Below are 22,936 nucleotides of genomic sequence, written 5' to 3'. Positions count from 1 at the left end.
GTTTTAGCCAATAATACGAATAATACGCTGGGTGCGCTCATTAATCAGCACATAGTCACCGTTGACTTTATACCACTGCTGATAACGACCTGTGTTGGGTAAACGACGTGCTTCACGATCACTGACTTTGTAGCGGTTCGCATCATATCCGCGTGGGAGGTTTTGACCTACACGCCAGTCACGACTTGGATTCACACGTTTTTGATCATAACGCTTTTGTTCCCACTGTGCATGATGACGTGGATTGTCCCAACGCTTGTCGTGATGTTTATAGGTGGCACTCGCTTGATGACGACGATCATCATAACGATGGTCGGGTGCTGCCATAGCCGATGTTGCCATGATTGCGCTTAAAGACAGTGCTAAGGTGCTGAGTAATTTTTTCATGCGACTTACCTTCAGTTTTAAATATGGGGTAGATGTGTCCAAATTAGTCAAATACTCAAGATAAATGATGGTGGAAATTGAGGTGAATTGTGAATTTTATGGAGAAAACAAGGAGAGCCTGAGCGGACTATCGCTCTATAAAAAAAGCCCAAAGTGAGCTTTGGGCTATGTATTTAGATATTGTGTATGTACAACAGTAGGTCTATAAACCTGCGATACGCAAAATATGGTGATTTTCGACATCGACCAAAATGTAGTCTTGGTTGATTTTATACCATTGTTGTTTGCGTTCAGGGCGGGGCAAGTTATGTTCCTGATAATCGACTTTATAACCATTGCCACGATAATGCTGCGGCATGACATAACCCGTTTGCCATTTATGTTGTTGTAAGCGTTTTACACCACGTTCTTCACGCATGCGGCGTTTGTCTTGCATACGCTCTTCTGCATCGGCACGAAATTCATGTTTATTGTGTGCTTGGTGACGAGGATGGTCAGCTGAGTCTCGATCAAATTGAGGAGCGGCAGTTGCAAAATTGCTGCTTAGTAAAGCACTGAAAGACATTGCCAGAACTGTCAAAATCTTTTTCATGTAAACCCCTCATTCTCTCATCTTGATATCACAGTTCATACTTTAACCATTAAATGCAGAGAAACTGTGAAGAAAGCACATGAATTTTTTAAATACGCTCTGCAGGATGCGGCATGGTATTGATTCTATTATGCGACAAAATACGAAATTTAGTAGCTATCGCTCAGAAAATAGGGGTGGGATGATTTTTCTTGTGCTAAGGAAAGGATGAGACATCACCATAGCAGCGTACTGCTATGGTCTGCTTTAGTTCCAATGTTCAGTTAAGCCTTGTAAAGATTGCACAGCGATGGCAACACATTCGGCTGTTTCACGATCATCCAAAGCCACAATTAAATGCTGACCTAATTGCAAGCTTTCAATACTTTGAATCACGGCAGTTTTACGTTGAATATCAGTCATCACAATTTACCTAATGCTTGTTGTGGAGATACATCAAGCATAGGTGATGTATATTGATTTGGAAAACCGTATAATTTTATAAAAACAATCCAATAAAACGATTATTGCCACCGTTGCCATGAGTTTTGCTTAATAGGCGTAGTTTAAATCGGTGTAGTCGGTCAATGATTTTTGAATATGTGCATTGATAAATTCGCGTACATCTTCAGTACTCATTGGTGCGCCTTGCTTGCTAATCACGTGTTCAATTTCAGGTTGCCCTTCAATTTTAATACGATAAACAAAGTTTTTAACCACTTTGTAGGCATCGTCCAGTTTTTCAATGCCTGTGACATAGTGGTAAGCATGTTCAAAATTAAGGTCGGTATGTGAAAATACAAACTGATCAAACAGTTTGATTTTCTGACCGTTGTCGAGTGCCTGAATGTCATCTACGATGCTGGCTTCAAACTTCATGCCATATTTTTCAGAAATAGGCTGACCATCAATCAGTAAAGACACCATACCATCTTCAAGTGGTGTCACGGTGATGTTGTTTAATTCAGTCATGTTGCTCTCTGCATCGTTGAGGTTGAATTGAGATGTGGAAGCATGGTAATCAGGCTTTGCATTGCCAAAAATAGGCAGGATAGAAACCAGAAGATGCTTGTGCAATGCCATTTTACCGCAAATCCATGCGCAAAAATTGGCATATGCTAGGTTAAGTCCATAAAAAAGGAAGCAAGCGCTTCCTTTCTTCGGATCAAACCACAGGACTAATCCTGTGCATCAATACTCTGACCATTCATGTGTAAGCTGTCATCGCCCATTAAATATAAATAGGCAGGCATGATGGCATCGGGTGTAGGTAAAGTTTTTGGATCTTCATCTGGATAGGCTTTGGCGCGCATGGCAGTACGGGTTGCGCCTGGGTTAATGCAGTTGTAGCGAATATTCGGATGCACCTGTTCTTTGGCAAATAACTGGCTCACTGCTTCAATTGCAATTTTAGACACCGAATAAGCACCCCAGCGTTCACGTGCTTCACGACCTACACCTGAACTGGCAAACACGACTGAAGCATGTTCCGATTTTGCCAAAAGCGGTAATAATTCCTGAGTGAGTACAAATGGCGCACGTAAATTCACGGCCATGACGTCATCCCAAACATCGGCAGGGTAATTTGCCAACTCAGTCCGTTCACCTAAAATGCCCGCATTGTGCAAAATACCATCCAAACGTCCGAATTGTTTGTCTAGGGTATCGACCAGTAATTCATAATCTCGTGGTGAAGCACTTGAAAGCTGCAGCGGCAAAATAGCAGGTTGTGGTGCGCCTAAACTTTCGATTTCATCATAAATCACTTCAAGTTTATTTAAGGTACGACCATGCAGCACTACGGTTGCTCCGTGTAGCGCATAACTGAGGGCAGCCGCTCGTCCAATACCATCACCGGCACCTGTGATCAGGATAATACGATCTTTGAGAAGATCGGGGCGAGGTTGATATTCTGAGTATTTCATGGGCATCCCTCCTGTTCATTTCTTATTGCTTATGGGTTGAGTTTCATGTCATCGCTTTACAGGACTGATTCAAGCATTGGCACTGCTGTTTTGCGTTGCAGCTTGCAGCACCAATTTTTCTAAAACCGTATGTAATTCAGTCACTGAATCCACTATACAATCTGCTTGCCATGCTGTTAAGTCATCTTTGTGTTGCAAGGGTAAATAACCGTATGCTGCCAAAATGGTATACATATTGGCGTTACGACCTGCATCGATATCACGTGGATGATCGCCCACATAAATACAATGTTCTGGGGCAATTTCAATCTGTTTGGCCGCCAAATACATAGGTTCTGGGTCTGGCTTGGTGTGGCTGACATCTTCAGGGCAGACCAAAACCGCACAGCGGTCAGTTAAATTCAGTGCCTTGAGTAAGGCTTCACTGAGCCAGCGCGGTTTATTGGTGACAATTCCCCACGGAATTTGATGCTGTTCCAAAGCTTCGAGCAGTGGATACATGCCCTCGAACAAATCGGTTTCTACCGCAATATCAGCGCCGTACAGGTCTAAAAAGCGTTGTCGATGCGCAAGAAATACAGGGTCATCTACTTCAAGTTCTGGATAGACCAATTTGACCATCGCCCGTGCACCTTCAGACACCTGCGTGCGAATGGCTTCTGCTGCCACAATCTCACAGCCTTTATCGTGGCACATGTCTTGAATGATGCGAATAAAATCTGCAGCGGTATCAATTAAGGTGCCATCGAGGTCGAATAAAACGGCTTTCATTCTGTTGCCTCATTGACCGTGTAAACCATGTAGTTCACATCAACATTAGGTGCCAACCAATAGCGTTTAGTCAGTGGGTTGTAGTGTAAACCCGTCATATCTTTAAGTTTTAAACCCGCTTGGCGAATGTCGTGTGCCAATTCAGACGGTTTAATAAATTTATGATAATCGTGTGTGCCTTTGGCTAACATGCGCAGCACGTATTCTGCCCCAATAATGGCAAATAGGTATGATTTAGGGTTGCGGTTAATGGTCGAGAAAAATACATGACCGCCCGGCTTGACCAGTTTTTGGCAGGCTTGAATAATCGAGGCCGGATCAGGTACGTGCTCTAACATTTCCATGCAAGTCACCACATCGTATTGACCAGCTTGCTCATCTACCAATTGCTCAACAGGAATTTGGCGATATTCAATATTGTGTACGCCTTCTTGTTCTGCATGCAGGCGTGCCACGTTTAAAGGTGCTTCGCCCATATCAATTCCAAGCACATTGGCACCGCGACGAGCCATGCTTTCTGCCAAAATACCACCACCACAGCCGACGTCTAGCACTTTCTTGCCTGCCAAGCCGCCTGCGTGCTCATCAATCCAGTTTAAGCGCAGTGGATTAATCATGTGCAGGGGACGGAACTCGGAATGCTGATCCCACCATATGGCTGCAAATGCTTCAAATTTGGCAATTTCTTGTGGATCAACATTCAAATGCGACATGGGTGCCACCTCAATTGGGTCGTGATAATTGGAAAAATAGATATAAACCCTAGTGTAGCGTTAATTCTAAAAAAAGCGATAAAAGCTGTAAAAAAGTTCACAGAAGGAAAACGAAATCAGCATAATTGATTTATAGTGTTGCCATACACTAAACAGAATGATTTAGAGGATTATAAACGCAATGAAAAAATTCCTTTTAGGTAGTTTGGCAACAGCCATCTTTGCTATTTCTGGTAGCACTATGGCGGCAAATTTTGTAGCAGGTAAAGATTATAGCGTTGTCGCCAACCCGGGTAAGGTTGATGTACCGGGTAAAATTGAAGTGCGTGAGTTCTTTTGGTATGGCTGTGGTCACTGCTTTACTTTAGAACCATATATGCAAACATGGTTACGCCAGTTACCTAAAGATGTGAATTTTGTGCGTACTCCTGCAGCCATGAATCCTGTTTGGGAAATGAATGCACGTGGTTATTATGTGTCTGAAGCTTTGGGTGTGCGCAAGAAAACTCACTTGCCACTTTTCCATGCCATTCATGACAAAGGTCAGCAAATTTTTGACCAACAATCACAAGCTAAATTCTTTGTGAAATATGGTGTACCTGAAGCGAAATTTAACAGCATGTTTAACTCGTTTGCGATCACCTCTAAAATTTCACAAGCTAAACAATTGGCGCGTCAGTACCAATTGACAGGTGTACCTGCGGTGGTGGTGAATGGTAAATATATCGTTCAAGGCGATAACGGCAAAGTGATTCAAGTAGTGAACTACTTGGTTGATCAAGAGCGTAAAGCTAAGAAATAAGCAGATGCAATAACAAGATGATGCAAGGCTGAATCAGCAGCGCATCGCTAAAAACCGCAATGATTGCAACGTCATTGCGGTTTTTTTAATGCAGGTTAAAAGTGTGTTGTATGTTTAATCTGCGACAGGCTGCGGACGTTGCCAGTGGCAAATGCCACGAAATAATAAATGTACTTGAGTAATGGTTTGTTGAATAAAACGCTGCTGTTGTTCAGGTAATTTTTCGGCTTCAAATTGGCGTTCTAAACCAATCCAGCTCATTGCCCAATTTAACGACAAATTAATTAAAATATTGGCCAGAATGTGAAAATCTTCAGCATGCTGAAAATGTTGTACGCTTTCGACCCGTTGTAAATCATTAGCTAAATCTTCAATTAAAAAATCAATTTCACGGGCGATGGCTTGCCGTAAAATGGTCGAACCGCCCCAGCGTTCGGCAATTAAAAAAATCCATTGTTGTGGATGTTGATCGACAGATTTAAAAAATAGGGTCAATGCCTTTTCGGTCTGTGCATCGGGTTGGTATAAATAAGCTTGTCCCAACTGATACAAAATACCTTTAATGTGCAAGGCAACTTGATCGACCAAATCTAGCCCCAACTCATCCATATCTTGAAAATGCCGATAAAATGCGGTGGGCACCAGTCCAATCTGTCGTGAAATTTCTCTTAAGCTAATGCTGCTAAATGCACGTCCTGCGCTGCTGAGTTGCAGCACTGCCTCCATAATTGCCTGACGACTTTGTTGTTTTCGTTCTTCCCGAATCGACATTGTATTTCCTGATTCTGCCAGTGCCGCGCAGTCTAACAAAAACCTGTGTTTCACGATAATACTAAAAGATGAATGAAGCCACTTTGTAAAAATACAGGCAAAATTTACCGAAACAGCACACGTCAAGCTTTGGAAAAGCGACCTGCGCTGTGGCATCTGTTATACTTGCGGGCAATTTATTTGAGCCAAAAATAAGGACACATTATGCGTATTGACCAACGAGCTTTAGATCAATTACGTGAGGTAAAAATTACCCGTAACTATACTCGCTATGCTGAAGGTTCAGTGTTGGTAGAGTTTGGTCATACCAAAGTTTTGTGTACCGCAAGTATTGATAACTCTGTACCGCGCTTTTTAAAAGGGCAGGGACAAGGTTGGGTAACTGCAGAATATGGCATGTTGCCACGTTCAACTCATACCCGTAGTGACCGTGAAGCGGCGCGTGGTAAACAAAGCGGACGTACACAGGAAATTCAGCGCTTAATTGGTCGTAGCTTGCGTGCCATGGTCGATTTGAAGAAACTGGGTGAAAACACCATTACCATTGACTGCGATGTGATTCAGGCCGATGGCGGTACCCGTACTGCAGCCATTACAGGTGCAGCAGTGGCATTGATTGATGCTATGAATGTGTTGCTGGAAAAGAAAAAAATTAAGCATGACCCATTAAAGGGTTTGGTGGCTGCAATTTCTGTGGGCATGTACCAAGACCAAGTGTTATTGGATTTGTGCTATGAAGAAGATTCAAATTGCCAAACTGATTTAAACGTGGTGATGACACAAGCAGGTGAATTTATTGAAATTCAGGGTACTGCTGAAGATAAGCCGTTTAATCGTGTGCAATGTAATGCCATGTTGGAAATGGCAGAAAAAGGTATTCAGGAATTGGTAAAAAAACAGCAGCAAGCTTTAGGTTGGTAAGCTAAGCTTTTTGATGTTTTTCTGCTGTTTAAGAGCGCATCTTCGGATGCGTTTTTTTATGGATGAGATTTAGATTGCGATAGGAAGCGTGAAGCAAAAAGCTACAATATTGCAGGATGCGTTCTTTTAAGATGGAAAACTGTATGCAAAGAGCCTGAATGAAAAGAGGAGGAAAGCATGAAACTATTGATTATTTTAATGTCTGCCATGATGTTGTTTTTAACTGCATGTGATTCACGTACTGAGCGTGAAAATGAAGACAATCGTAGTGTACTCGGTCAAGCTTCTGACAACGACAACGACAACGACAACGACAACGACAACGACAACGACAACGACAACGACAACGACAACGACAACGACAACGACAACGACAACGACAACGACAACGACAACGACAACAAGGACGATGATTAAATTCAAAATTGAGGCATAAAAAAAGGAGGCTCATTTGCCTCCTTAAAATCAATTTTTGGAAAAAATTAAGGGTGCAGATTGCACCCTTAATTTTAAAAGTAATCGTTTACGCATTAAAACGCATTGATAAATCCACAGCTTTGACATCTTTGGTTAAAACACCCATCGAAATATAATCTACGCCTGTACTAGCCACTTCACGTAAATTTTCAATGGTGATGTTGCCCGACGCTTCAAGTTTACAACGACCTGCCACATGCTTGACCGCATCAATCATTTGTTGCTGGCTAAAGTTATCCAACATCACAATATCAGCTTTGGCTTCAAGGGCTTGATTTAGTTCATCCCAAGTTTCCACTTCAACTTCTACAGGTTTGCCCGGAGCAATGGCATGTGCTTTGGCAATTGCCTGAGTAATGCCGCCTGCTGCCATAATGTGATTTTCTTTAATCAAAAAGGCATCAAATAAGCCTAAACGATGGTTTTGTCCACCACCGACCGTGACAGCATATTTTTGTGCAATGCGTAAACCTGGTAAGGTTTTACGGGTATCTAGCAGTTTGGTATTTAAGCCTTCAAGTTGTTGCACATAGGCTGCGGTTTTAGTCGCAACAGCAGACAGGGTTTGCACAAAATTCAGCGCAGGGCGTTCTACCGTTAACAGGCTGCGTGCAGAACCTGCCAATTTCAAAAAGGCTTCATTGGCAGCAACGTGGTCGCCATCATTTTTTAACCACGTGACTTGCACATTGGCATCGTATGCTTGAATCAGGGCATTTACCCACGGTTGACCTGCCAAAATCATGTCTTCACGGCTAATAATGGTGGCAGTGGCCTGCTCATCTTCAGGGGTCAATAATGCGGTAATATCACCATCGCCAATATCTTCTTGCAAGGCTTGCTGAATATTGATTTGGATGGATTGTTCAAGCAAAGCTGGAGAGATGCTCATAAGATTTTCCGTGTCGATCTTGCCCATGAAAATTGCGCGTTATATTAACACTGTTCTGCGCCTGGATGTGTTTTTTAGCCACGTTCGGGTGTAATTTAAGATGTTCATTGTCACGCGTTGGCATTAAACTGAAATTTGTGTTCTATTTTTCTATTCTAATGGTTTGGGGATTGCCTTATGCAGCATGTGCCGTCGTTTCAGGTGGTTGAGGGTCAATTACAAGGGGCAAGACAAGTCCCATCTCCGAATTTCAACGCCCGTCCGACAGACCAAGAGATTCAATTGCTGGTCATTCACAATATTAGTTTGCCGCCGTCACAATTTGGTGGTGGTTATATTGAGCAATTTTTTCAGAACCAAATGGATTGGTCGCAGCATCCTTACTTTCAGACCATTCAGGGCCTGCAGGTTTCGGCACATTTGTTGATTTTAAGAACAGGCGAGGTGCTGCAATTTGTTAATTTTGCAGATCGGGCGTGGCATGCGGGGCGTTCTAGTTATTTGGCACAGCCTGAATGTAATGACTATTCAATTGGGATTGAATTAGAGGGCAGTGATGACTTGCCTTTTGAAACAGCGCAATATCAGAGTTTGGTGCAGGTGGTACACAGTTTGCAGCAGGCCTATCCGAGTATTCAACAGCATATTGCAGGACATTCCGATATTGCACCGGGACGTAAAACTGATCCGGGGCCGTATTTTGACTGGCAGTATTTTCGTGAACAGTTATCTCAACTTAAAGCTTCGACATCACAGGAAAAATTGATCAATCAATAACAAAACTTTGTTGATGCTTTGATTACAATAGCGACTAAATTTTTAATTGGGTGGTAACGATGGCGCTTTGGCGATCGACCTTTATTGTCAGTGCAATGACCATGCTGTCACGGGTGCTAGGATTAGTCCGTGATGTGGTATTGCTGAATGTGTTTGGTGCAGGTAAAGATTTCGATACCTTTGTGGTGGCGTTTCGTATCCCCAACTTTTTCAGGCGACTGTTTGCCGAAGGGGCGTTTTCGCAGGCATTTATTCCTGTATTGACCGAATATAAAACCAGCCGCACTCATGCCGAAGTACAAATTTTAATTAGTCGGGTTTTTGGCTGTTTAATGACGGTAATGACAGGGCTAACCTTTACCGCCATGGTGGCTGCGCCTGCGGTGATGTATATCTACGCACCGGGTTTCCATAGCGACCCTGAAAAGTTTGCGCTAGCCACCGATATGTTCCGCCTGACCATTCCTTATTTGTTGTTTATGTCGCTGACGGCATTTGCCAGCAGTATTTTGAACAGCTATGGCTCATTTACCACGCCTGCCTTTGCGCCTGTATTGCTGAATGTGGCGATGATTGCAGGTGCATTATGGCTCACACCGTACATGGCAGAGCCGATTATGGCACTGGGTTGGGCGGTGATTATCGCGGGTGCTTTACAACTTGCGATTCAAATTCCAGAACTATGGCGTAAAAAGCTGCTGATTCCCCCTAAAGTTGATTTCAAGCATGAAGGGGTGGATCGGATTATGAAGCTGATGCTGCCTGCTTTATTTGGGGTATCGGTCACGCAAATTAACCTGCTACTCAACACCATTTGGGCATCTTTTATGCAGGATGGTTCGGTGTCGTGGTTGTATAGTGCGGAACGTATGACAGAGCTACCTTTGGGCTTAATTGGTGTAGCGATTGGGACGGTCATTTTACCGTCACTGTCTGCGCGTCATGCAGAACAAAATATGGATAAATTCCGCGGCATGATGGACTGGGCTGCACGGGTGATTATTTTGGTAGGTGTCCCTGCCAGTATTGCACTGTTTATGTTATCAACGCCTATTATCCAAGCCTTGTTTGAGCGTGGTCAGTTTAGTTTTAAAGATACGCAAATGACCGCTTTGGCCTTGCAATGTATGAGTGCAGGGGTGATTTCATTCATGCTGATTAAAGTCTTTGCACCGGGTTTTTATGCACAGCAAGACACCAAAACACCAGTACGTGTGGGTTTAATGGCTGTGGCTGCCAATGCGATTTTAAACGTGGTGTTTATTGGCTTCTTTAAACTGATTGACTGGCAAGCTGAACACATGGCATTGGCACTGGCATCATCAGGTTCGGCTTTGGTGAATGCAGGCATGTTGTATTTCTATTTGCATCAACGCAAGATTTTCCGTTTTGGTGCGCACTGGAAAAAACTCATGGTGCAGTTTGCAGTGGCAAATGCCGTGATGATTGCTGCGTTGTGGTATGCCTTAACTTGGTATAACGGTGATGTATCACAATGGATGCGTGTGGCAGAAGTCACTGCGCTGTGTGTGGTGGGCGTAGTGGCCTATGGGGTTGGATTGTTGGCAACGGGTTTTAGACCACGTCATTTAAAACCTTAATGAAGCGAAGTTGATCTGAAAAAATACCGCAATTTAAATTGCGGTATTTTTTTGTTTAAAGATGATGCGGCTTTGGATTATTTTACAATTTCTAAAAGTTCCACATCAAAAATAAGCGTGCTGTTTGGCTCAATTGCATCGCCTGAGCCAATTTGACCGTAGGCTAGAGCAGCAGGAATAAAGAAGCGATATTTGGCACCAACTTTCATGAGTTGTAAGCCTTCAGTCCAACCTTGAATGACTTGGCTGACCTGAAATTCTGCAGCTTGATCGCGGGCGATAGAACTGTCAAATACCGTACCATCAATTAAACGACCTTCATAATGGACTTTAACGGTAGAGGTGGCTTTGGGTGATTTGCCCGTACCTGCATGTAAGACTTGATATTGCAAGCCAGACTTGGTGACTTTGACCCCTGCCTTTTTGGCATTATTGTTTAAAAAGGCTTGCCCAATTTTAGCATTGCTATCGGCTACTTTTTTAAGCTCAATCAGTTGTTTGGCTTCGGCTTGCTTTTTGAATTGAGTCAGCACTCGTGCCATTTCTTCATCGCTTAAACTGGCGGCTTGGTCTTGTGTTGCCATTTTTAAGCCAGCAATGAAGGCTTCGAGATCAATATCTTTTAAGGTTTCCGCATTGCTGCGCCCCATTAAATAACCAAAGCTATAACCGACCTGATCTGCAACAGGACTTTTATTGGTCACGGTTTTGGCAAAACTGCCACTGCTGAGCAGTGCGATACACACAAGGGCAAGGTGTTTTTTCATTCTTTTCGTCCTAAGACCATACAGGAGAGCCAAGCTCTCCTGAAAGGGTGATGTTGTTATTTCACTTCAATCAGTTCAACATCAAAAATTAAGGTGCTGTTGGCAGGAATCATGCCTGGTACACCTTGTTCGCCGTAGCCCAGTTTCGATGGAATATACAGCGTAGCTTTACCGCCTTCCTTCATGAGCTGTAAACCTTCAGTCCAGCCCGGAATGACTTGATTCAGTGGGAATTCAATTGGCTCACCACGTTGTACCGAGCTGTCAAATACTTTGCCATCGACCAGTTTACCCGTGTAGTGCACTTTGACCACAGAGCTTGCCGTTGGCTGTTTGCCTGTGCCTTCTTTAATCACTTGATATTGCAAGCCAGAAGCTGTGGTTTGTACGCCTGCTTTTTTGCCATTTTCAGTTAAGAATGAATCACTGGCTGTTTGCGCAGCTTGCGCTTGAGTGGCTTGTTTTTGTTGCAACTCTTGCTGGAATTGCTCATAGGCTTTTTGTAATTCTTCTTCGGTGTAGGCAGGTTGTTTACGCGCATGACCTTCACGCACACCTGTTACAAAGCTGTTGATGTCTAGCTCTGGTGGGGTTTGATGTGCCACTTCATAACCCAAAGCGTAGCTGATTTTTTCAACCGCAGAAGCATTTGCCGACGCTTTAGAGGTCGCCACTGCTGGGTTTTGAGAGGCATAATAAACAGGAACAAGTGCAGCACCGCCTAAAATTACAGCAACAGCGATGGGTAAGGCTTTACTCATAGGTTTTCTCAAATTCATTTTATAGTTAAAAAAGCAGCATTCATCTTAGCAGACTTTTTCACAGACTTTTCTAGTTTGGCACGTGGCTTTGCAGCCTGTGTCGATTCAACTTTTTAATATATGCTGCTTACGCAGTTTATTCTATAACAGACTGAATATCTAAAACATTTTTTATACATAAATCTTGCCCATCTGAGATGAGCAAGACCGTTAAATTGGGCAAGATTTAACTTAAAAGTCAGTCAAAGTCGGCCTTTAACACAACCCGATAGCGTGCCTTGCCCTGATGCAAATGTTCAATTGCCTGATTGATCTGTGACATCGGAAAAACTTCCACCTGTGGGGCAATCTGTTTGCGTGCGGCAAATTGTAGTAATTGACGCAGCGCTGCAGGCGAACCTGTCGATGAACCAGTAACCGATTTTGCACCACCAATCAAGCTGCCTGCCTTAATAGGCATGGGTTCCAGCGCTAAACCTAGCATGTGAATAGTGCCATGCGGTGCCAGCGTGCTTAAATAGGCATTCCAGTCCAAGCTCACATTTACCGTACTTAAAATCAGGTCAAATTTGCCACGTTGGGTTTTAAGCGCAGCGGCATCACGGCTGTTCACCACATGATCTGCCCCCATGGCCAACAATTCTGCAGTTTTGTCGGGGTTAGTACTAAAGGCCGTAATTTCACAGCCCCATGCTTTTAAGAGTTTGATTGCAATGTGGCCTAAGCCACCAATACCAATCACAGCAACATGATGCACTGCCTGAATTTGGTGTTTCAGGATCGGATCAAATACGGTAATTCCCCCACAGAGTAACGGCCCTGCACTGATAAGATCGATCGCATCGGGTAAGGGGATGACCCATTGCCAGCCTGCTCGGACTTTGTCGGCAAAACCGCCTGCATGCCCGACAATGGTGGCTGTAGTGCCATTGCTGCATAGTACTTGTTCACCCGCAATACAGGCATCGCAGTATTGGCAACTGTCTGCTGTCCAGCCAATGCCTACACGTTGCCCCACGGTTAAGCCTTTGGCCTCACTGCCTAATTGGGTAATCGTGCCAATAATTTCATGTCCTGCCACCACAGGATAGACCGAAGAATGCCAGTCATTTTGAATGACCGAGAGATCGGAATGACATAAGCCGCAATATTCAACTTTGACTTCCACCTGATGTGCCTGCAGTTCACCTGCATCAAACTCATAGGCTTGTAGTGGTTCACCCGCTTGCATTGCGGCATAGGCTCGAATGGTATTACTCATATTGCACTGTCCTTGTCATGGGCTGACTGTGTGATTACGGCTAAGGATTAGTATGCTGAACCTGTGTCAGGGTTTTAAAGTTGCAGTGATTTTCATGGTCATTGACCATACCAACGGCCTGCATAAAGGCATAACAGGTAGTTGGCCCTACAAATTTAAACCCTTTTTTCTTTAAGGCTTTAGACATGGCCAAACTGGTTGTGGTTTGTGCAGGGGCAAGACGATAGTCTGGCACGTCATTAGAAATTGGCTGCTGTGCGACAAAATCCCAAAGCCATGTCACGACGTCTATATCGGCATCTTTTAGTTTTTGCCATGCACGTGCGTTGTCACTAATTGCTTGTAATTTGCCTCGATGGCGAATTAATCCAGCATCTTGTAATTTGAGCGTAAGATCATCATCACTAAATGCGGCAATTTCAGCAATGCTGTATTGGAAAAAATGTTGACGATACGCCTCACGTTTTTTTAATACAGTAATCCAAGACAAGCCTGCTTGCTGTCCTTCCAAACACAGCATTTCAAATAAATGTGCTTCGGCAAATACAGCTTGTCCCCACTCTAAATCATGATAGGAAATATAGAGCGGATCATCGGAACACCAGCCACAGCGTTGTATCGTCATGGGTCATGCTCCTTATTGAATAGATGTGAATGGGACAGGCTTAAAGCTGAAATGCTGCCCATTGGTCATGTTGGTTATCCCAATAATATAGTTCTGCCTGTTGCAGATCGTGAAAGGAAATCCAGTTGTCTTTACCGATTTTATCTGAATAGCCTGTGCTGATGAGCAGGGCATCTTCAGTAATTTCCATGACCCAGCCTTGATGGACTTGTCCTGCCAATACAATTTTTTGTTGATTGCCAGATTCTGCAAATTCCACCAATCGATTTATCAAGGCTTCAGACATGAAATGTTCCTAACAAAATTAACGTAAATAAGGATAAGGATTGACCGCACCGCGTCCTTTACCATTTAAATAAAGTCCGTAATGCAAATGTGCGGCAGTGTGTCGGGCGTTGCCTGTATTGCCGACATAGCCAATATGCGTTCCTGCCTTGACATAATCGCCCACGCTTAAACCGCGTTTATGTCCATCCAAGTGTGCATAGTAATGCCAAGTGCCTGCAGGCCCTAATATCCAAATTACTTTACCACCTAAGCGATTATCGCGTAAGTCTGCAATTAAACCTTCTGTAGCGCTATACACTTTGCTGCCTTTGGCGGCAAGAATATCAATGCCTTCATGCAAACGTCCGCTACTACGAGATGCACCCCAAGTGTCATTCAACTGATGCGCTTTAATGCCCTGCACAGGAATGGGCAAGCGAGTTTTTAAACTCATTTGATTGAGTTTTTGCACCAAGGCAGGCGGGAGTGGGGTACTAGGACGTTTCGGTGCAGAACTACAGGCCGCAATCAATAAGGTAAAGAGTGACAGGCTTAAAACAGCAATCCATCGAAACATAAGACATCCTTGTAATGGCAGTGAAAGCAAAGATTTCATTCATCACGATGCTTGACTATGTCACAGATTGATTGCCGAGATCAATTTTTTCATGGCCGTCGGAATGCCCAAATCGCTGGCTTGTTGCGGACTATACCAATCTGCATTCAGTTCTATTGCCAAGTGTTCTTGTAGATCAGCATCGACCTGAAAACACAGTGCTTCAAGCTGCCAAGTGAAATGGGTAAAGCTATGTGAAATCTGTGCGCGTTGCTGTACTTGTTTAAGGCTCAAGCTTTGACACAGTTGCTCAAAAGCCTGTGCATCTTCAATGACAGGCAAACACCATAGTCCACCCCAAAGTCCTGTATTGGGACGTTGTTGCCATAACCACTGATCTGCGCATTGCAGTACTAAGACCTGTGCAGATTTAACGGGTACGGCTTTTTTCGGTTTTTTAAAGGGCAATTCCTGCTCTAAACCTTGTTGATGTGCTTTGCAGTGTTGTTGCATTGGGCAATATAAGCACAGTGGTTTTTTGGGGGTACAAATGGTGGCGCCCAAATCCATAATAGCCTGCGTATAGTCGTGATTACGCACTTCGGGGCAGAGCTGTTCTGCCAGTTGCCACATGGCACGTTCATGTACAGGTTTGGATAAATCATCTTCAATAGCAAAAAAACGTGCTAAAACCCGTTTGACGTTGCCATCCATAATGACGCCGTATTGGCGTAAACCCAGCGACATCATGGCACCACCCGTAGAGCGACCAATGCCCGGCAAAGCCATCCACTGTTCGAGCGTACTTGGAAAATGTCCTTGCTGTGCCACAATGGCTGCGGCTTTATGCAAGTTGCGGGCGCGGGCGTAATAGCCTAAACCTGCCCAATACGGTGCAACTTCATCCCAAGTTGCACGTCCTAAATCTTGCACTGTCGGAAAGCGCTGCAAAAAACGCTCAAAATATTGCAATACGGTTTTGACCTGAGTTTGTTGCAGCATGATTTCAGACACCCACACCGCATAGGGATCATCGGCGACTTGCCACGGCAGGTCATGGCGTCCGTGTTGATCGAACCACGTGAGGAGAGCATCGGAAAATGAAAAAGCAGTCATGCGAACCCAGTTTGTAAAGTAGCGGCTTAGTATAGCCAAACTGGCGTGGGAATTACGTGCATAAAAAAAGAAGATGAGCGTGCATCTTCTTCTTTAGGTTTGGTTTCACTTGGTTTGGGATAAAACGAGTCGTGGTTTAAATTTGACCGCTCATACCCCAACGGTTATCCAATTTTAAGGTCTGACCTTCATAGCGTGGAATAATGTGGATGTGTAAATGCTCAGATTTAGCATCAAACACATCGCCATCATTAAAACCCACATGGAAACCTGCAGGTTGATGACGCAATTGCAACTCATTGCGCGCCAATTCTAATAAAGACAATAAACTTTTACGTTCTTTGTCTGTAATGTCAAAAAAAGAGCCGACGTGACGTAGCGGAATGATCACGCAATGTCCTTTAGACAGGGCATTGGGTTCAGGCAAAATTACCCCAAATTCATTTTTTGCCAAAACATCATAATCATCAAAATTGCAATAAGGGCATTGCTCAGTCATTGTTATATCCTCTTCTTTAAAATTTTCTTGGCTTGCGTTGAGTATATGCTGCGTAATGTGAACAGCAGATTAATCTGCTAAACGACGATCCAACACTTCATACATGGCAGCTAAACCTTGTTGCTCTGCCGATGCGTTATAGCCTAAATCGACCCCATTGGCTTTGGCACGTTCATCAGCTTGAGGGTTACTAAAGCCGTGTTTGGCATCTTCAAAAATAATCACTTCATGCTCTACTTGAGCCGCGTGCATTTCTTCACGGAAACTTGCGACGTCGTCTAAAGTCACCATGCTGTCCAGTTCACCATGCAACACCAAAATCTCGGCTTGTACCTGACCTTGTTGTGCAGGGGCTTTCGGGCTGAGGTTGGCGTGGAAGGTCACCACTGCTTTTAATGCTGCGCCAGAACGAGCCAAATCCAGAACGACTTTGCCGCCATAACAGAAACCAATTGCAGCGAGTTTATCGCGATTTACTTCAGGTTGGGCAGCTAAAGTGTCCAAAGCTGCAGACGCACGAGTCACAATTGTGTCAGCATCTGCAAAAGTTTGCATCATCCATTCATTGGCTTGGGCTGCGGTGGTGGTGACTTTTTTATCGCCATACATATCAATCGCTAAGGCTGCAAAACCATGTTCAGCCAATTCACGCGCGCGTTGTTCGGTGTATTCGTTACGTCCCCACCATTCAGGTGCGACAATCACCCCCGCGACAGCTTGTGCTGTTTCTGGTGCAGCAAAATAACCGATCAGTTTGCTGCCATCTGCAGCCGTATATTCAATTTCGCGAGTTTTGATTGCTAAAGCCATGCCTTATTCCTTATCGTTTTCAATGCCATGATTAAAGCATAATAATATGGCACGCATTTTTAAAAACAGGGTAAATACTGCCTATAAATGTGAGAAAATATTTTTAAAATAGCCAAATTGGCATTTGTTGCGTAAAAAGCGGACATAAAAAAAGAAGGAAAAATCCTTCTTTTTTATCTGATTTTTAGGAATTTATAGACGAGGTCACTAGATTTTTCCGCGAGAGAGGAAACCAACAACTGCCAAAATCACAGCAATCACCAATAAAATAATGGCAAAGTCTTTGGATAAACCTGCGACACCACCAAAACCAAGTAAACTCGCGATTAACGCAATCACTGCGAAGATTATAGCCCAACGAAACATAATTGTTCTCCATGTGTTTTTATAGCTTCTGAATTTAGTATAGGGAGCTGAACGCAGCACACTGTTTTGTTTTTGTGTATTAAATGTTCAGTTGTTTGAGTTAAGTGTTTGATTCATTTAAAGACTAAACAAAAGCAACAAGTTGAAACAAGACTGTTATAATGACGCAGTTTTGTTATTTTCTGTGCGCTATGTCTGATCAATTACGACCTGAATTTTGGAAAAACTATCCGCTGAATGCCTTAAATACTGCGGAATGGGAAGCCTTGTGCGATGGTTGCGGTTTATGCTGTTTGGTCAAACTAGAAGATGAAGACACGCAAGAAGTGGCCTATACCAAAGTGGCGTGCAAGTTACTGGACTGTAACACAGCACGTTGTTCAGATTATGCCAATCGCTTTGACTTTGTGCCCGATTGCATTCAACTTACCCCCGAAAAACTAGAAAAAATTCACTGGTTGCCGCCAAGTTGTGCCTATCGTCGTTTAAAACAGGGCAAAAATTTGCCATCTTGGCATTACTTAAATACGGGCTCACGCCAAAGTGTGATTAAAGCCAAAAAATCTGCGGCAGGGCGTTGTATTTCAGAACTGGATGTTGCAGAAGAAGATATAGAAGATTATGTGGTGCGTTGGGTGCGTTAATTCATACTGCAGAATAAACTTTGAATCGTGTTTTAGCGATAAATCGGTACGATTAGAAATACTCCAAAGCTTGAGATCATAGTAGACTAGGTTGAAGTCAAGTATAGAAATAACAAGATGTCAGAGAGTCATATTCCACTGCCTGAGCGTTTGCGTCCACGCGATTTATCGCAAATTATTGGTCAAGATCATCTTTTAGGTGAGCAAGCGCCGTTACGCCAAATGATTGATCAGGGGCATTTGCCTTCAATTATTTTCTGGGGGCCACCAGGGGTGGGGAAAACCACCATCGCTTTGCTGTTGGCGCAGGCGGTAGATCGTCCTTTTATCAGCCTTTCTGCCTTGAATACTGGGGTCAAAGAGCTGCGTGAAATTATTGCCGAAGGCGGCGATTTGCTCACACCAGTGGTGTTTATTGATGAAATTCATCGCTTTAATAAGTCGCAGCAAGATGCCTTATTAAATGCGGTGGAAAAGGGCAAAATCACCTTAATTGGTGCGACCACTGAAAATCCATCTTTTGAAGTCAATAGTGCGCTGCTTTCACGTTGTCAGGTCTATACCTTAAAGGCTTTAGATGCCGATTCGATTCAGACTTTGCTTACTCAAGCCATTCAGCAAGATCAATTCTTAAAAGACCGTTATATTCAGATTGAAGAATTTGATGCTCTGATTCAGTTTGCTGCAGGTGATGCACGCAAGGCTTTAAACCTACTGGACTTGGTGGCAAGCACCTTTGAACCCGAGGTGGAAAATATCATCACCAATGCGATTGTGGTCAAGGTTGCGCAACAAAACATTGCCCGTTATGACAAGTCAGGCGAGCAACATTATGATTTGGTATCGGCTTTTATTAAGTCAATTCGTGGCAGTGACCCCGATGCTGCATTGTATTGGATGGCGCGCATGCTCAAAGGCGGTGAAGACCCGAGCTTTATTGCGCGTCGCATGTTGATTGCTGCTTCGGAAGATATTGGCAATTCAAATCCGAATGCCTTGTTATTGGCAGGCGAGTGTTTCCGCTCGGTACAAGTGCTGGGTATGCCCGAAGCGCGGATTATTTTAGGACAATGTGCAGTATATTTGGCAACCAGTGCCAAAAGTAACAGTACTTATTTGGCAATTAATAAAGCCATGGATTTGGCTGAAAAAACCGCCAACTTACCTGTGCCACTGCATTTGCGTAATGCACCGACCAAACTGATGAAAGAACAAGGCTATGGCGTAGATTATTTGTATCCGCACAATTACCCAGAGCATTTTGTGCTACAGGACTATTTGCCGCCTGAACTGAAAGGCACAAAGTTGTATGAGTCGGCACGTAATAAACGTGAAGTGGAAGGTGAGCGTTTACAACAACGTCGTTGGCAGCAGACTCAATCCTAAGCGATTTGGTATAGCTGAAAAGATATTTGTAAAAGTATTGGCATAAAAAAAGCTCAAGAATCAACTTGAGCTTTTTTAGATTTGTTTGCAGCCTTGAGTGCTGCATTCAAAGGTTTAAAGCGGTTTGATGTTTACAGCATTCGGGCCTTTTTGACCTTGCGCAATGCTGAATTCAACTTGCTGACCTTCGTGTAAAGTCTTGAAGCCTGAGTGTGCGATTTCGCTGAAATGCGCAAACACATCTGGACCAGATTCTGGTTGAATAAAACCAAAACCTTTAGTTTCGTTAAACCACTTTACCGTGCCTTTCATTGTCGGATTTGACATAGGGAAATATCCTGCTGAATTTTAATATGTTGCAATCTAAAAAAGATTTGGAATAACTGGGAAAAAGATGCGACTTAAAATCTGAACAAACGAAGGATTACAAAATAAAACTACGGACTTAGACGATTAAAACGAACTTCATATTTTTCTAGTATGACAACAAGCATACACGGAATTGCAGAATACACAATTTAAATTCAGATAAATTTAAAAATAGGCAGACAGACTGGGCATTGTGGATGGGGCGATTTTTTCAAAGATTTGGTTTGTAAACCCTGTTTGGTCTACAGCAAAATACAAAAAACCGAGCAATGTTGCTCGGTTTTGGGAATTCAGCTTTTAAAATTGAAAAGCTTGAATTAGATATTGTCTAAGTCGATGCCTAAACGTGCAGCAACTTCTTCATAAGCTTCAACCACACCGCCTAAACCTTGACGGAAACGGTCTTTGTCGAGTTTCTTCTTGGTGTCTTTGTCCCATAAACGGCAACCGTCTGGAGAGAACTCATCACCCAACACAATACGGTCGTGGAATACACCAAACTCAAGTTTGAAGTCGACCAAAATCATGTTACCTGCATCAAACAATGCTTTTAATACATCGTTGACTTGGTAAGTTAATTCTTTCATTTTTGCCAATTGTTCAGCATTGGCCCAACCTAAAGCAATCGCTTGAGATTCGTTTACCATTGGGTCGCCAAGAGCGTCATCTTTAAAGAACAATTCAAATGTAGGTGGGGTCAGTTCTTTACCTTCTTCTACACCTAAACGACGGCAGAGTGAACCTGCAGCGTAGTTACGAATAACGCACTCTACAGGAATCATGTCTAACTTTTTCACCAATACTTCGTTTGGTGTAAGTAGTTTTTCAAAGTGAGTTTCGATACCCGCTTCAGCCAATTTTTCCATGATAAAGGCGTTAAAACGGTTGTTCACCTTACCTTTACGATCTAGTTGTTCGATTTTTTCGCCATTGAACGCAGAGGCATCATCACGAAAGACTAAAATCAGGTGGTCTGCACTGTCTGTGGTATAAACAGATTTTGCTTTACCAGTATAGAGCAAGGTTTGTTTTAACATGAGGGAACCTTTTTCAAAAAAAAATGCCTAGTACGGCTAGGCTGGCCAATTTTGGTAAATCTGGGCCAACAGATCTGCAGCTTTTTCTTGATCTGCAAAGCTGTTATCGGCATTGAATACAGCTAGGTTGTTGCTCGAACCGACAGAGGTCAATCTTAAGACATAAATCTGTTGATCGACCTTAATGGTTGCCTCGTAACGGTTCTTACTTTGACCAACAATGCTGTAATTCAGACTGCTGAGGGTGGCAAGTGTGTATTGCCAAATTGTAGCAGAATTTCCATCAATTTTGAGCAACGGATTTTGGTTTCCGTCAACTACGGGTTGAGGACGTCCAATTTGCGTACTGTCTTGAACTGTGTTGCTGCTGGCTTGCATGGCTTCAGGACGTGGCATCGCAAAACGGTTGCCACGTGCATTTTCAAGCTTAGGTGCATTTGCCGTTGCTAAAGGGTCAACGCTTGGTGCAGGATACAACGGTGTTGCAGGTCGAACCACAGAACCTTCTGGATATTGAAGTGGTGCTAAAGTAGCGGCGTCTTTATAGTCCAATGAACCATTATTGATGGCAAGAGAACTACAACCAGCCAAACTCAATACTGAAAGTGCGGCGATAAAACCAAAACGTAATTGCATCATACTAAGCTCTTTTATTGAATGACACCCGCAGCCTGAAGGGCTTCGCGTAACGGTGCACGATATTGTTCTGCAAGCGGAGTTAATGGCAGGCGAATTCCTGTACCAATTAATCCCATTTCATGAAGTGCCCATTTCACAGGAATTGGGTTCGATTCACAAAATAGAATATTGTGTAAATTTGCAATCGCACTGTTTTGTTGCTCTGCACCTGCAGCATCACCTGCGATTGCAGCCGCGCAAACTTGGCTCATGGCTTTTGGTGCAACATTGGCAGTTACAGAAATATTGCCTTTTGCACCGTGCAGCATCAATTGATATGCCGTAGCGTCATCGCCTGAATACACCACCATGTTTTTGCCTGTTAAGCCAGCCAATAATTGCTGACCACGTGGCACATCGCCCGTTGCATCTTTTACGCCCACAATATTTGGGATGTCTGCAAGACGGATGACCGTTTCATTTGACATATCTACACCAGTACGACCCGGTACATTATATAAAATGATAGGTAAATCAACTGCTTCTGCAATTGCTTTATAGTGCTGGTATAAACCTTCCTGAGTTGGCTTATTATAATAAGGCGTTACCAATAAGGCCGCATCTGCGCCCAATTGTTGTGCTTCTTTGGTCAGTTCGATGGCTTCATGCGTTGAGTTTGCACCAGTACCAGCAATGACAGGAATACGCTTATTTGCGACGCGAATAATTTCTGCGATCACTTTGGTGTGCTCTTCCATACTTAAGGTCGATGCTTCACCAGTTGTACCTACAGCAACAATACTGTTGGTACCTTGTTCTATGTGCCACTCAACGAGCTTCTCGAGACCTTTCCAATCTACGCTGCCATCTTCTAACATTGGGGTGACAATTGCGACAATTGAGCCTTGAATGGTCTGTGCTTGCTGAGTCATTTTTTAAAAAGATCCTATTTTTCCATCCACAGAGGTGTAGAAAAGGTAGATGTGGATGGTTGCAGTATTTTGATTTGGGTCAAAATTCAATCAAATTGATTAAATAATGCTTAGCCAAATTATGACTGATTCAGTGTGTCAGAACAATATGCTTTCGTCAAAGCAATCATAAACTTTGTTTAATTTAGTATTTTAGGATCAGCAGCTTGTTGTTCAAAATAAAAAAATAATAACCATCTCCTTTGTACCCAAATTTTCATTGGTATGGCACAACCCTCATCAGCACTTTTTTAGCCTCAAGTTTGAAATACAAC

General features: G+C 43.4%; 30 protein-coding genes. 7 read left to right on the top strand and 23 right to left on the bottom strand.

All coding sequences use genetic code 11. From position 1 onward, the window contains the following. Positions 1-3: 3 nt before the first annotated feature. The 7 genes from FTT91_RS10340 to ubiG form a co-directional block, all read right to left on the bottom strand. Entirely contained in the window at positions 4-387 is a 384-nt protein-coding gene (locus FTT91_RS10340) for an RcnB family protein (RefSeq protein ID WP_004974051.1), read from the bottom strand. A gap of 202 nt (positions 388-589) precedes the next feature. Further along, positions 590-979, bottom strand: a complete 390-nt coding sequence (locus tag FTT91_RS10335; protein WP_180169362.1) for an RcnB family protein — start codon at positions 977-979, stop codon at positions 590-592. Between the two features lie 246 nt (positions 980-1,225). Further along, complete coding sequence (locus FTT91_RS10330; RefSeq protein ID WP_004974054.1) at positions 1,226-1,381, bottom strand: hypothetical protein; 156 nt, start codon at positions 1,379-1,381, stop codon at positions 1,226-1,228. Positions 1,382-1,510: 129 nt separating this feature from the next. Next, on the bottom strand, positions 1,511-1,930 hold the full coding sequence (locus tag FTT91_RS10325) for a hypothetical protein (RefSeq protein ID WP_004974057.1): 420 nt from the start codon (positions 1,928-1,930) through the stop codon (positions 1,511-1,513). A 206-nt stretch (positions 1,931-2,136) separates the two neighbouring features. Continuing rightward, positions 2,137-2,883, bottom strand: a complete 747-nt coding sequence (locus FTT91_RS10320; protein WP_004974058.1) for a YciK family oxidoreductase — start codon at positions 2,881-2,883, stop codon at positions 2,137-2,139. 69 nt (positions 2,884-2,952) lie between these two features. Beyond that, the gene (locus FTT91_RS10315) at positions 2,953-3,654 is read right to left on the bottom strand and encodes an HAD family hydrolase (RefSeq protein ID WP_180169361.1); all 702 of its coding nucleotides are present in this window, start codon (positions 3,652-3,654) and stop codon (positions 2,953-2,955) included. After that, complete coding sequence (ubiG, locus tag FTT91_RS10310; RefSeq protein ID WP_004974063.1) at positions 3,651-4,367, bottom strand: bifunctional 2-polyprenyl-6-hydroxyphenol methylase/3-demethylubiquinol 3-O-methyltransferase UbiG; 717 nt, start codon at positions 4,365-4,367, stop codon at positions 3,651-3,653. The genes FTT91_RS10315 and ubiG overlap by 4 nt, the downstream gene beginning before the upstream one ends. Before the next feature lie 181 nt (positions 4,368-4,548). On the opposite strand from ubiG, the gene FTT91_RS10305 reads away from it, so the two are divergent. Next, positions 4,549-5,169 (top strand): thiol:disulfide interchange protein DsbA/DsbL, encoded by a 621-nt coding sequence (locus tag FTT91_RS10305; protein WP_004974070.1) that lies wholly within the window; start codon positions 4,549-4,551, stop codon positions 5,167-5,169. A 114-nt stretch (positions 5,170-5,283) separates the two neighbouring features. On the opposite strand, the gene FTT91_RS10300 is transcribed toward FTT91_RS10305, so the two are convergent. Beyond that, positions 5,284-5,940, bottom strand: coding sequence for a TetR family transcriptional regulator (locus tag FTT91_RS10300; RefSeq protein ID WP_136144683.1), 657 nt, complete (start codon positions 5,938-5,940; stop codon positions 5,284-5,286). 204 nt (positions 5,941-6,144) lie between these two features. Between FTT91_RS10300 and rph the strand changes: the two genes are divergently transcribed. Together rph and FTT91_RS10290 are read left to right on the top strand one after the other, a co-directional pair. Continuing rightward, a complete protein-coding gene (rph, locus tag FTT91_RS10295; RefSeq protein WP_004974074.1) occupies positions 6,145-6,861 on the top strand; it encodes a ribonuclease PH in 717 nt (238 codons plus the stop codon). A 177-nt stretch (positions 6,862-7,038) separates the two neighbouring features. Beyond that, on the top strand, positions 7,039-7,278 hold the full coding sequence (locus FTT91_RS10290) for a hypothetical protein (RefSeq protein WP_180062232.1): 240 nt from the start codon (positions 7,039-7,041) through the stop codon (positions 7,276-7,278). 106 nt (positions 7,279-7,384) lie between these two features. Here FTT91_RS10290 and nadC read toward each other — a convergent pair whose 3' ends face one another. Next, complete coding sequence (nadC, locus tag FTT91_RS10285) at positions 7,385-8,230, bottom strand: carboxylating nicotinate-nucleotide diphosphorylase (protein ID WP_004974082.1); 846 nt, start codon at positions 8,228-8,230, stop codon at positions 7,385-7,387. A gap of 177 nt (positions 8,231-8,407) precedes the next feature. Here nadC and ampD point away from each other — a divergent pair, with 177 nt between their 5' ends. Both ampD and murJ read left to right on the top strand, forming a co-directional pair. Next, entirely contained in the window at positions 8,408-9,007 is a 600-nt protein-coding gene (gene ampD, locus FTT91_RS10280; RefSeq protein WP_004974083.1) for a 1,6-anhydro-N-acetylmuramyl-L-alanine amidase AmpD, read from the top strand. A 50-nt stretch (positions 9,008-9,057) separates the two neighbouring features. Then, complete coding sequence (gene murJ, locus FTT91_RS10275) at positions 9,058-10,608, top strand: murein biosynthesis integral membrane protein MurJ (RefSeq protein WP_171287394.1); 1,551 nt, start codon at positions 9,058-9,060, stop codon at positions 10,606-10,608. A gap of 77 nt (positions 10,609-10,685) precedes the next feature. Here murJ and FTT91_RS10270 read toward each other — a convergent pair whose 3' ends face one another. The 10 genes from FTT91_RS10270 to FTT91_RS10225 form a co-directional block, all read right to left on the bottom strand. After that, a complete protein-coding gene (locus tag FTT91_RS10270; protein WP_180169360.1) occupies positions 10,686-11,375 on the bottom strand; it encodes an FKBP-type peptidyl-prolyl cis-trans isomerase in 690 nt (229 codons plus the stop codon). 56 nt (positions 11,376-11,431) lie between these two features. Then, positions 11,432-12,136: an FKBP-type peptidyl-prolyl cis-trans isomerase gene (locus FTT91_RS10265; RefSeq protein ID WP_004974091.1), complete on the bottom strand. Its 705-nt coding sequence runs from the start codon at positions 12,134-12,136 to the stop codon at positions 11,432-11,434. 238 nt (positions 12,137-12,374) lie between these two features. Further along, complete coding sequence (locus tag FTT91_RS10260) at positions 12,375-13,397, bottom strand: NAD(P)-dependent alcohol dehydrogenase (protein ID WP_180169359.1); 1,023 nt, start codon at positions 13,395-13,397, stop codon at positions 12,375-12,377. A 40-nt stretch (positions 13,398-13,437) separates the two neighbouring features. Further along, entirely contained in the window at positions 13,438-14,022 is a 585-nt protein-coding gene (locus FTT91_RS10255; protein WP_180169358.1) for a DNA-3-methyladenine glycosylase I, read from the bottom strand. Positions 14,023-14,062: 40 nt separating this feature from the next. After that, positions 14,063-14,308, bottom strand: a complete 246-nt coding sequence (locus FTT91_RS10250) for a hypothetical protein (RefSeq protein ID WP_004974096.1) — start codon at positions 14,306-14,308, stop codon at positions 14,063-14,065. A gap of 18 nt (positions 14,309-14,326) precedes the next feature. Next, a complete protein-coding gene (locus FTT91_RS10245) occupies positions 14,327-14,866 on the bottom strand; it encodes a M23 family metallopeptidase (protein ID WP_180169357.1) in 540 nt (179 codons plus the stop codon). A gap of 60 nt (positions 14,867-14,926) precedes the next feature. Continuing rightward, entirely contained in the window at positions 14,927-15,961 is a 1,035-nt protein-coding gene (gene mutY, locus FTT91_RS10240) for an A/G-specific adenine glycosylase (RefSeq protein ID WP_131261235.1), read from the bottom strand. Positions 15,962-16,097: 136 nt separating this feature from the next. Continuing rightward, positions 16,098-16,460, bottom strand: coding sequence for an HIT family protein (locus FTT91_RS10235; RefSeq protein ID WP_070155794.1), 363 nt, complete (start codon positions 16,458-16,460; stop codon positions 16,098-16,100). A 69-nt stretch (positions 16,461-16,529) separates the two neighbouring features. Next, a complete protein-coding gene (locus tag FTT91_RS10230; protein WP_136144130.1) occupies positions 16,530-17,270 on the bottom strand; it encodes a dienelactone hydrolase family protein in 741 nt (246 codons plus the stop codon). Between the two features lie 207 nt (positions 17,271-17,477). Continuing rightward, positions 17,478-17,636, bottom strand: a complete 159-nt coding sequence (locus FTT91_RS10225) for a DUF1328 domain-containing protein (RefSeq protein ID WP_179994334.1) — start codon at positions 17,634-17,636, stop codon at positions 17,478-17,480. Positions 17,637-17,827: 191 nt separating this feature from the next. Between FTT91_RS10225 and FTT91_RS10220 the strand changes: the two genes are divergently transcribed. Together FTT91_RS10220 and FTT91_RS10215 are read left to right on the top strand one after the other, a co-directional pair. Further along, positions 17,828-18,280 (top strand): YcgN family cysteine cluster protein, encoded by a 453-nt coding sequence (locus tag FTT91_RS10220; RefSeq protein ID WP_136144131.1) that lies wholly within the window; start codon positions 17,828-17,830, stop codon positions 18,278-18,280. Between the two features lie 117 nt (positions 18,281-18,397). Beyond that, entirely contained in the window at positions 18,398-19,666 is a 1,269-nt protein-coding gene (locus FTT91_RS10215; protein WP_004974112.1) for a replication-associated recombination protein A, read from the top strand. Between the two features lie 114 nt (positions 19,667-19,780). Here FTT91_RS10215 and FTT91_RS10210 read toward each other — a convergent pair whose 3' ends face one another. From FTT91_RS10210 to dapA, 4 genes are all read right to left on the bottom strand, one after another. Beyond that, a complete protein-coding gene (locus FTT91_RS10210) occupies positions 19,781-19,993 on the bottom strand; it encodes a cold-shock protein (RefSeq protein ID WP_004974113.1) in 213 nt (70 codons plus the stop codon). Between the two features lie 359 nt (positions 19,994-20,352). Beyond that, complete coding sequence (gene purC, locus FTT91_RS10205; protein WP_004974116.1) at positions 20,353-21,072, bottom strand: phosphoribosylaminoimidazolesuccinocarboxamide synthase; 720 nt, start codon at positions 21,070-21,072, stop codon at positions 20,353-20,355. A gap of 36 nt (positions 21,073-21,108) precedes the next feature. Then, the gene (locus FTT91_RS10200; protein WP_026438344.1) at positions 21,109-21,708 is read right to left on the bottom strand and encodes a hypothetical protein; all 600 of its coding nucleotides are present in this window, start codon (positions 21,706-21,708) and stop codon (positions 21,109-21,111) included. Between the two features lie 14 nt (positions 21,709-21,722). Beyond that, positions 21,723-22,622 carry a 4-hydroxy-tetrahydrodipicolinate synthase gene (gene dapA / locus FTT91_RS10195; protein WP_131261232.1) on the bottom strand — a complete coding sequence of 300 codons (900 nt, stop codon included), beginning with the start codon at positions 22,620-22,622 and terminating at the stop codon, positions 21,723-21,725. Positions 22,623-22,936 lie beyond the last annotated feature (314 nt).

The sequence above is a fragment of the Acinetobacter sp. YH12021 genome (assembly GCF_013420145.1).
Classification (GTDB): domain Bacteria; phylum Pseudomonadota; class Gammaproteobacteria; order Pseudomonadales; family Moraxellaceae; genus Acinetobacter; species Acinetobacter towneri.
This window is presented reverse-complemented; position numbering and strand designations above follow the sequence as displayed.